Source organism: bacterium, from assembly GCA_021108215.1.
Taxonomy (GTDB): domain Bacteria; phylum Oederibacteriota; class JAAXVQ01; order JAAXVQ01; family JAUVAV01; genus JAIORK01.
Map to the genome: position 1 here is coordinate 1 of JAIORK010000053.1, position 9,310 is coordinate 9,310.

A 9,310-nucleotide genomic window follows, 5' to 3' on the forward strand; every position below is an offset into this window, starting at 1 on the left:
ACGTCACCCCCTGGATGCTTATTTTACCCCAGGACCCTGGGTGACATTAGTCACTATTTAATTAACGCAACTTTCTTCTTCTGATTCAGGATCACCTTGCCGCTCCCATCCGTAATCACGATCCGGCAGAAATAGATACCCGGGGCCACATCAACCGCATTCCAGGCCGTGGACAATGTCTGACCTGTGCCGCCATTGACATGTTCGGTGATATTGGCCACGCGCTCACCAGTCAGCTTGTAGATATCAATGACAACTTTGCCTGCACCGCTGATGGTATAGGCAAAGTTCACCTTACCGCGGGCAGGATTCGGGTATGGCAGGACTTTATTGACAGCGAGATAAGGCGTCGGTGTCGCGGTCATTGTCCGGGTCGGTGTGGCTGTATCCGGTTGCTGCGATGTCGCCTGCGGTGTTGGTGTCAATGTCATGGTTACATTCGGCGTTTTCGTTGGCGTCAAAGTCGGCGTTGAAGTACTTGGCGTTGGCGAGGATACCACCACCGAGGAACCCATGACTGTCTCATCCCCTCCCACTCGCAACCAGTCCACATGAATTTCTTTATTGAATACACCTTCGACCACCAACTGTACGCGGAAGGTATGTATCCCGCTCCAGCCGGTAGCTGTGGCAAAATCATATTCAAATGTGCCTGTACCGGTCTGGCTCCCGGAGAGGTCGAAATAAATATAACTCCCCCCTTCTTCCTGGATACCAATTTTCCAGGAAGTATCCGTATCAACCCACACAACCTGCAATTCAGCAAAACTGTATGTATCCACATCGCAGGTAATCAAAGGCGATTGCACTTTGCCCCACGTCTCTGCTCCTATTCTATCAATTTTTGCGTATGAGACCGTTGTACCAATACGCGTAATATATGCATTAAAACTACTATCATCACTTTCGTCCAACCAACCGTTCACATCATCAAAACCAGTAAAATATGCATTACTCGGTGTGGCGGTCGGTGTCGGCGTTGGTGTTGGCAGCCCGGTGCTGTCAGTAATACGCACATAATCCATCTCCATGAATGCACCTGTTCCACCTTCCAGTGTCAACACCACCGCCAGATTGCTTGCCCCGCTTAATCCAGTGATACTTGAATAATTAAAAGCAAATGTCCCGATACCGGTCATACTGCCGCTGATATCCCAAAAACGCCAGCTACCCTCAGTCTCCTGAATACCCAGTTTCCATGATGTACTTGATGAAATCCCACTCACATTGACCTCGACTGCAGGATAGCTCACAACGTTCACCGCCTGGCTTGGCGATAAAACGTTTCCCCAGGTTTCACCCGTTGCCAAGGTAATTTCTGCAAAAGAATCAGCTGCATAGGCAATCTCTGCATTGTGACTTGTATTATTGGTTTCATCTTCCCAACTAACTACTTGGTTTCCCGTTGTACCTACAAAATGGTCCTTCCACACATCACCTGTATCAGGAGTCTCAGTCGGTGTTGGTGTAAGCGTTGGTGCAGGCATGCCTTCATTGTGAATCCGAATTTGATCAATAACAACCACACCGCTTCCGCTTTCACTGATCAATTCCACACCCATATTTTTTACACCACTCCAGCCGCTGGCAGTCGGGATGTCATAGTAATATGTCCCCGGACTCGAGAGTGAAGAACTACAAATATATTCTTCCCAACCACTGGTCTGGCTGAAAACCGCAATTTTAACTGTTCCATTTGAAATGGAATCAATCGTCACTTCCAGTATTCTGTAATTGTCCACATTAATGTCCTGCGAAAAAGACAGAACCTTTCCCCAGGATTCGCCTGAAACTGTACTCACATTCGCCAAACCGGCTGTGGCAGAATATACGATTTGGGCATTCAGAACACTGTCGTCCGTCTCATCATACCAGCCTATAGGTTGCACACCTGATGTGCCTCCTGTGAAATCCTGATTCCAGTACATAGGACCGCTTTCCCACCAGTCAATTCTATCTCCCTCATAGGTGGAAGCTGCCACATCCGGATCACCATCGCCATCCAGATCAGCAGCTAAAACATCTAATATGCCGCCATAATTGTCATCAATGACATGCTGCGTGAAATTTTCAGAGCCATCATTTTCCCACCAGATAATATCATTTGCCACTTTCGCACACGCCAAAACATCTAAATCTGAATCACCATCCATGTCGACTGCCACCACTGCTTGCGCACCATCAAAGTTGCTGGTAATCACATGTTTGGTAAAACTCATAGATAGATTATTTTCATACCAGACAACTTGATCCAATCCTTCGGATGTGGCCAGGATATCCATATCATTATCTTGATCAAGATCCACGACTACAACATCCGTCGGATCAATAAAATTCGTGTCCACCACCCTTGGCGTATAGTTATCAATAGAAGCAAGGTATTCACCAATAATAATCTCTTCCACATCCACTGCGCCGGCAACCACGTCTATATCCCCATCATTATCCATATCCCCAGTATCAAAACAAAAAGGACGTCTATTCCCCAAGGGAATATTATCCCGAGTGAAATAACCCGTACCATTATTCACAAATATTTTAAGATCTGCCTCGTTCCATGCTTGATAAATCACATCCAAGTCACCATCTAGATCAATATCAGAAACGATAATATTTAGCACTGCACTTTCTATTATCGGGAATAAACGGAGCGTAAAATTTTCAGAGCCATCGTTTTCGAGCCAGTTTGAGCTGCCATACCCCCCAACTATCCTACGCCCTCCAACTACTATATCAATATCATTGTCACCATCCATATCGCCAACATCTATAGCATCACCAAGTCCTCCATGGTTCAAGGCCAGATGCATTGTAAAATTTCCAGCACCATCATTTTCCCACCAATAAACCGCACCTTCTACGATACTGATTATATCAATATCGCCATCACTATCCAAATCCACAGAACATATTTCAATCGGTCCATCCACATTGTTCTCAACCGTCCGTTTCTCAAATTCTATTACCACCGGCGGTGTTGCCATCACCGGCATGACCAGCACAACCGATAGTACTGATAAAACAACGAAACTTATGACAGCAGAAAAATATTTTTTTATGAATTTGTGCATGATTCCCCCGAAAATTATTTTATGATTTTTCTTACTATAAATTTAGAGTCGGATATTTATTTTATTATTAGTTTTTTATTTTATTTTTTGTTTGAAAGAATTATGTTTCGGAAAGGTTTATATTTCAAAAGACCGTAGGGGCACAGCGCGCTGTGCCCCTACGGTCTTTTCATACACCACGAATCCATCGGGCGGATACATGGATCCGCCCCTACGATTTACCATGCACCCCACGTGGTACATGGTTATTTTATTAACGCGACCTTCTTCTTCTGATCCAGCACTACCTTGCCGCTTGCATCTGTGATCACAATGCGACAGAAATAGATGCCCGGCGCCACATCAACCGCATTCCAGGCTGTGCTCAAAGTCTGACCCGTACCGCCGTTCACGTGCTCGGTGATATTGGCCACGCGCTCACCTGTGAGCTTGTAGATATCAATGACAACTTTGCCTGCACCGCTGATGGTATAGGCAAAGTTCACCTTACCGCGGGCCGGATTCGGATATGGCAACACCGCACCCTTTGATACATAAGAAGTCGGGGTCAGTGTTACGGTTGCAGTATCCAACTGGGTGGTACTCTGAGATATGGCTGTAGGGGTTGGCGTCGCGGTTGGCGTTAAAGTCAATAGAGCTGTGGGCAGGACATACCCGGATATCAAAATAGTATCCACCACTACTGATGCATTGACACCTTCAATCACAATCTCTACACCGGCTTGTGATTGAATGCCATTCCAACCCGTCAGTTCACGGATATCATAATGATAGATCCCCGGACTTTCGATCCAGAATGCCAGATGCTCTTCCCAGGGTTGCCGGAATACACCAACACGCAATCTACCAGCATTGATTTGTGGTACGCTGACCTGTAAATATGGATATAGATCTACATTGATTTCCCGATGCCAGGATACGACTTTTCCCCATGATTCTCCTGTTTTCACTGAAATCACCGCCAAACCATCGGTTTCGGAATAGACAAATTCAGTATGGTGATTGGCATCCTCACTTTCATCGCACCATTCAGGTGGTTGGCTTCCAGGAATAGATGGCGGATCATCATCAGAATATAAAAATTCTTCATGCCATAATTGCACAGGCACACCCGTAGGTGTAACGGTAGCGGTTTGTGTGATCGTCACTGTTTGCGTAATGGTAGGTGTCAGCGTCACCGTTGCAGTATTGGACAGGGTCGGTGTTATCGTTGCCGAAGCTGTAATGGTGGTGGTGGGTGCAATGCGAATGCCAATCTGCCATTCAAGGTAAACAACTGCACTCTCCATAATGGAAGGAAAAAGCACTATCAATCCGATGATGAACAGGAATAATTTTTTCCTTATCATTTTCGCCTCACTATTTCATAACCGCTTTTAATCAATACTCGCGCCAATAACAATATTAAAAAATTGTTGTGTATACGTAGTATCCTCAATGGGTGTTTTGACCATAAACCGCAAACTACGGATATCCTGGTTGGGAATAGCCAAAACATGATAGCCCTTAAACGTTTCATAATCATCGGGATCAGACAACGCATTATCACGCGCCAGCTGATCAGTTGTGGCCGTAATCGCCACCGGCCCCAAGACGTCGTTATCCCCGAAATCTTCTGCAACCAAATCACGGGAATAGCCCGGCGCGTCCATTGTCGTGACCGGATATGTAAAAATCCCAGCAATAACACATCGATTCAATCCGACATCATTAATCGATGTCCCCAGCTCCCACCCGCCTGAAATACTGGCAGATACGGAAAAATCAACATCCGCATATCCGGCATTCCTTATCGTACAGCGAGGATTACCGCCCGGTTGATTTGAAAAAACCGTCTCATTTAACCCGACTGCCCCAAAATGCATGGACTCAGTTACTGCTTCCAAATCAATTGGATCCATCGCAACGCTGACAACAATAGGATAATCAATTGTTGTCGTTGCTGCATCAGAAATTGTATAGATCTGCGCAAACATCAACATCATGATCATTGTCAGGCTATACCATTTCATCCACTGGCCTCCCTTGATCTCAATCAACCACAGCACCAATTGTTATGACCAGCATTTGATCCTCAACCGGCCCCATCCACCCATATGGCATCCGGAACAAGAAACGAAGACTCCGGATGGCATAATCCGGCCAAGGTGTCACATTGTATCCCTTAACATATTCCTCATCATCCGGATCCGGAGCGCTATTGTCCCGTGCAAGAACATCCGTCGTAGCCGTCTTTCCCATCGGGCCAATCACATCATTGTCAGCAAAATCCAGCAGATTAAGATCACGTGCATAGACCCCACTTGGATCATCAGCCAAGGTTAAAGGTTGTGTGAAAATAGCTGCAACAACGCATTGGTCCAGGCCAACATCATCGAGCGTCGTTCCCATAATCCATCCAGAACCTCCCAATATGCTTTCCATATTCGCATGAACCGTAAAATGAACTGTGGCATATCCCCGACTCTCAATGGTGCAACGCGGGTGTCCCTGTACTTGATTGGAAAAAACATCCATAGCGGGCCCTGCCCGATGAAACGCCACCGGATCTATAAACGCCACGAGGTCAATCGGATCTGCAGACACACTGAAAACAATCGGATAGCCTTCAAAAGAACCATTTTTCAAAATTTCCGCCGCAGTGCATAGTCCCGCATTCCCCATGAGCAAGACCACGATTCCCATGACAACGGATATTTTCTGCGTCATAACAAACCCTCTTTATTAAAAATGACTTCTATACATTTGATGACATTTCAATCAATTTTATTTCATTTTTTTTTTAATCCTATACCACGATGAATACAGAAAAAATTGCAGGGGCGTATTGTCATACGCCCCTGCAATCTTGTCGTGCACCATACAAAGTTCGTAGGGAATGGTCGCGACCATTCCCTACTTAATTAACGCCACCTTCTTCTTCTGATTCAAGATCACTTTCCCGCTTGCATCCGTAATCACAATCCGGCAGAAATAAATACCCGGTGCCACATTGACGGCGTTCCAGGCCGTGCTCAACGTCTGACCCGTGCCGCCATTAACATGCTCGGTAATATTGGCCACGCGCTCACCGGTCAGCTTGTAGATGTCAATGACCACTTTGCCTGCACCGCTGATGGTATAGGCGAAGTTCACCTTACCGCGCGCGGGATTCGGGTATGGCAGGACTTTATTAGCAGCAAGATAAGGCGTCGGGGTTACAGTAGGCGTAAATGTCGGTGTTGTAGTATTAACTACCTGTGTACTCTGTGATTGTGGTGTTTTTGTACTAGTTGGTGTCGGGGTCGGGGTTGGCGTTTGGGTCCGACATACATATGCTCCATTAAACGACGCACCATGAACACTCCCTTCACGACAGATACGCACCCAATCAGAATGAACGCTCTCTCCCGGATCGCCTTCAACCACTATCTGAACTCTAAAACTTTTTGTTCCACTCCAACCCATCTCGGTAGCATAATCAAAACTTAAAGTCCCAGAATTATTTGTGCTGGTATTCATATCTTTATATTGCCAAGCCCCCCCCTCTTCTTGTACGCCTATCTTCCAGGTCGCGCTAGCAGAGACATAGTAAATATTGATTTCAAGCGTATTGAAAGTACTGGTATCACAAGTGATAACAGCAGATAAAACCTTACCCCAAACATCTTCAGCGGTGCGGTCCACATACGCAAGGGTTGCTGAAGGATGATAGTTAAGAATCTCAGCATTAAAATTCGAATCATCAGTTTCATCCAACCAGCCGCTAGGTTGTTGATCATCCGGACCATCAAATTCTTCAATCCAGGCATTCGCAGGTGTAGGCGTCGGAGTCGCTGTATAAGTATTTGATGGGGTCGGTGTATTGGTTGGGGTGGGGGTATTCGTAGAGACCGCGCCTGTTTGGCTTAAGCGAATATAATCCAGCAACATCGCTTTACCACTTGCACCTTCCAGAACTATCTGAATTTGGAAGGTATGGCTACCACTCCAACCGGTTGCTGTTTTATAATCAAAAATAAAGATACCGGTATCAGCACTGCTGCTATTAAGATTCCAATAATTCCATGAACCCTCAGCTTCTTGAATCCCTACCTTCCAAGTTGCATCAACATCAATACTTTCCACTTCTAATTCAAGCATAGGATAAGTATCTACATTACCAGTAAAACTTGTGGTAAGCACTTTCCCCCAACTACTATCCGCCGTCCTGACTATCTGGGCGTGCGAATAATTTGTTGCATAGTTAATTTCTGCATTAAAGTTGCCATTTTGTGTCTCATCCAACCAATTTGTAACTTGCTGACCAGCATTGCCTATAAAATGATCAAACCCCAAATAATCCGGAACGGGTGTCGCAGATGGAGTTGGCGTGGCGGTATAATATGCACTTCGTACCCGTAGTTGATTCACTTCAACACTCGTGCCGGCAGCACCTTCAATGACGATCTCAACTGCCAATTGTTTTTCGCCAGTCAAACCGGTAATACTCTGGTAATCAAAAGAAAATATGCCGGTAGCACCACTGGTGGTGCTAATGTCCCAATGACGATAGGGCGAGTCTAATTCTTGGATCCCGAGTTTCCAACCAGTCGATGCTGAAACACTGGCAACATCAATCTCGATGGTATCGTAATACTGTGTGTCGCATTGAAATAATGGCGACAGTACTTTTCCCCAGGTACTATCTGCAGTTCGTTTAATCATTGCTTTCGATGGATTCTCAGAATAATAAATATTTGCATTATGAGCTGCATTTACTTTTTCATCTTGCCAACCTGAAGGCATTTCTCCTGTACTGCCATTAAAGTCATCCTGAATAAAAACAACCCTATGATCCCACCAGGAAACATCCCTATCATTCCAGGCACAAGCGTAGATATCCGGTGCCCAATCATTATTAATATCAGCTACACCAATTGCATAAGCATTCTCAAAATCTGTGTAGATATCATGCTTGGTAAAACTCTGCGAACCATTATTCTCAAACCAGGCTACTGTATTTTGTGCACTGGCAACTGCAGCCGTATCTAAATCACCATCTTTATCAATATCAGCTACCCATACTCCATGCCCGCTAAAGCTACCTATATAAATTATTTGCTGGGTAAAATTTTCCGAACCATCATTTTCATACCAATAGTTCGGCATAACCAGATCAACATCACCATCTTGATCTAAGTCGGCAGCTTTCAAGGCTTCGCAAGGATACGCGATATCTGCAATAAAATGCTTGGTGAAATTTTCCGAACCATCATTTTCATACCACATAAAATCACGCGGTTGATAAGCGTACGCTGCAATATCAATATCCCCATCATCATCTAAATCAACTGGTATAGCCGTCGTAGGATCTGCAATAGATTCGATAATATGTTTAGTGAAATTTTCCGAACCATCATTTTCATACCAAGCAATTTGATTCGTACCAGCTTTCGCAGTGGCAATTAAATCCATGTCGCCATCATCATCAACATCTTCGCCATGTACGTCATTTGCATTAAAATTTGTATCAATATTGTGCACAGTAAATGAACCGCTGCCATTATTCTCGCACCAGCGAAGTTTCTGCTCTGCAGTAAAAATATCCAAATCTCCATCTGAATCCATGTCACCCACGTCAACCGCGTATCCGGAAGTCACTGTGGCAATTACATGCTTTGTAAATTCCTGTGAACCATTGTTTTCCCACCAAGCAATATGCTCATCACCAAATTGATACATTGCATTGACCGCCACAAAGTCCATATCACCATCATTATCCATATCTCCATGTATAACATCATTGTTTAGAATCATGCTTCCAGGAAGTTTATTTTTTTCAAAATGTATTTTCCCATCAGGATATTGAACTGGAGTCGGGGTTAGAATCGGTGTTGGCGTTAGTGTTGGGGTTCGTGTAATCGTGGGTGTTGGGGTTGGGGTATCCGTTGCTACGGCTACAGCCTGATACGGACAAATTAACAGAATACCCAATAAAAAAAGCATTATATGGTTATTTGAATAAATACCTGTTAAAACTGATTTTTCCACGCTTTTTATCATAATCCCCCCCATTAAACACTTTTTCTACCAAAAATTAGAGTCATCAAAACATTATAATATTAGTTTTTTTATTTTTTTTTAAGAATTAGATTTCGGAAAGGTTTATATTTCGAAAGACCGTAGGGGCACAGCATCCTGCATACGCCGGACAAGCTGCTGTGCCCCTATCTATGGGTAATGTCAACCCCCAATATATTTAAGTCATGCAGTGGAGG

General features: G+C 44.6%; 5 protein-coding genes. All 5 read right to left on the reverse strand.

What is annotated here, in order from left to right; translation table 11 throughout:
- Positions 1 to 53 precede the first annotated feature (53 nt).
- The 5 genes from K8S19_12650 to K8S19_12670 all read right to left on the reverse strand — a co-directional run bounded on the left by K8S19_12650 (position 54) and on the right by K8S19_12670 (position 9,095).
- A complete protein-coding gene (locus tag K8S19_12650; GenBank protein ID MCD4814526.1) occupies positions 54 to 3,071 on the reverse strand; it encodes a T9SS type A sorting domain-containing protein in 3,018 nt (1,005 codons plus the stop codon).
- 245 nt (positions 3,072 to 3,316) lie between these two features.
- Positions 3,317 to 4,420: a T9SS type A sorting domain-containing protein gene (locus tag K8S19_12655; GenBank protein MCD4814527.1), complete on the reverse strand. Its 1,104-nt coding sequence runs from the start codon at positions 4,418 to 4,420 to the stop codon at positions 3,317 to 3,319.
- Between the two features lie 27 nt (positions 4,421 to 4,447).
- The gene (locus tag K8S19_12660; protein ID MCD4814528.1) at positions 4,448 to 5,083 is read right to left on the reverse strand and encodes a hypothetical protein; all 636 of its coding nucleotides are present in this window, start codon (positions 5,081 to 5,083) and stop codon (positions 4,448 to 4,450) included.
- Between the two features lie 19 nt (positions 5,084 to 5,102).
- Complete coding sequence (locus K8S19_12665; protein ID MCD4814529.1) at positions 5,103 to 5,780, reverse strand: hypothetical protein; 678 nt, start codon at positions 5,778 to 5,780, stop codon at positions 5,103 to 5,105.
- Positions 5,781 to 5,966: 186 nt separating this feature from the next.
- Positions 5,967 to 9,095: a T9SS type A sorting domain-containing protein gene (locus tag K8S19_12670; protein ID MCD4814530.1), complete on the reverse strand. Its 3,129-nt coding sequence runs from the start codon at positions 9,093 to 9,095 to the stop codon at positions 5,967 to 5,969.
- Positions 9,096 to 9,310 lie beyond the last annotated feature (215 nt).

Excerpts from the sequence above, each read along its gene's own strand:
- K8S19_12650 (MCD4814526.1), bottom strand. The coding sequence starts at position 3,071 with ATGCACAAATTCATAAAAAAATATTTTTCTGCTGTCATAAGTTTCGTT.
- K8S19_12660 (MCD4814528.1), bottom strand. The coding sequence starts at position 5,083 with ATGAAATGGTATAGCCTGACAATGATCATGATGTTGATGTTTGCGCAG.
- K8S19_12655 (MCD4814527.1), bottom strand. The coding sequence starts at position 4,420 with ATGATAAGGAAAAAATTATTCCTGTTCATCATCGGATTGATAGTGCTT.
- K8S19_12670 (MCD4814530.1), bottom strand. The coding sequence starts at position 9,095 with ATGATAAAAAGCGTGGAAAAATCAGTTTTAACAGGTATTTATTCAAAT.
- K8S19_12665 (MCD4814529.1), bottom strand. The coding sequence starts at position 5,780 with ATGACGCAGAAAATATCCGTTGTCATGGGAATCGTGGTCTTGCTCATG.